Origin of the sequence: Thermococcus sp. 21S7 (genome assembly GCF_012027615.1) — an archaeon.
In the GTDB taxonomy this organism is placed as follows: Archaea; Methanobacteriota_B; Thermococci; order Thermococcales; family Thermococcaceae; genus Thermococcus.
Genome location: NZ_SNUT01000014.1, coordinates 1 through 786, shown reverse-complemented (window position 1 = coordinate 786; position 786 = coordinate 1). Strand labels below are relative to the sequence as shown.

1 protein-coding gene is annotated in these 786 nt (G+C 47.1%); it reads left to right on the top strand.

Features of this window, described 5'->3' with window-relative positions:
- Nucleotides 1-786 (top strand): RNA-guided endonuclease TnpB family protein (locus E3E51_RS12895; protein ID WP_167913518.1); only part of this gene is annotated, 786 nt, incomplete at both ends.

The window sequence follows — 786 nt, the reverse complement described above, 5'->3', positions numbered from 1 at the left end:
TTGATTTGGAAAATAAAACCGTGAAACTCTCCACTCCCAGGGGACGAATCCAGTTAGAGTTTTACCCGGCCAAATACCATGAGCGGTTCAAGGACTGGAAGATTGGCCAAGCGTGGTTAGTGAGAACGCCGAAAGGGACATTTCTAAACGTCGTCTTCTCGAAGGAAGTCGAGGTTAAAGAACCAAAAGCCTTTGTTGGAGTTGATTTGAACGAGAACAACGTTACTCTCTCCCTTCCAAATGGGGAGTTTCTCCAAATCATCACTCACGAGCGGGAGATTAGGACGGGTTACTTCGTGAAGAGACGAAAAATCCAGCGGAAGATTAGGACTGGAAGAAAGAGGGGAGAACTCCTTGAAAAATACGGGCGGAGGGAGAGGAACAGGCTTAACGACCTTTATCACAAGCTGGCTAACAAAATCGTCGAGTTGGCGGAAAAATATGGTGGGATTGCTTTAGAGGATTTAACGAAAATCAGAGAGTCAATCAAGTATTCGGCTGAAATGAATGGTCGCCTTCACAGGTGGAGTTTTAGGAAGTTTCAATCACTCATCGAATACAAGGCGAAGTTGAAGAGTGTTATGGTTGTTTTTGTGAATCCTGCTTACACTTCCTCCCTGTGCCCGGTGTGTGGGGGTAAGTTAAGCCCGAATGGGGGCAGGGTTGTGAAGTGTTCGAATTGTGGGTTTGAGGCTGATAGAGATGTGGTTGGCTCTTGGAATGTTCGTTTGAGAGCCTTGAAGATGTGGGGAGTCACCGTTCCCCCCGAAAGCCCCACGATGAAGA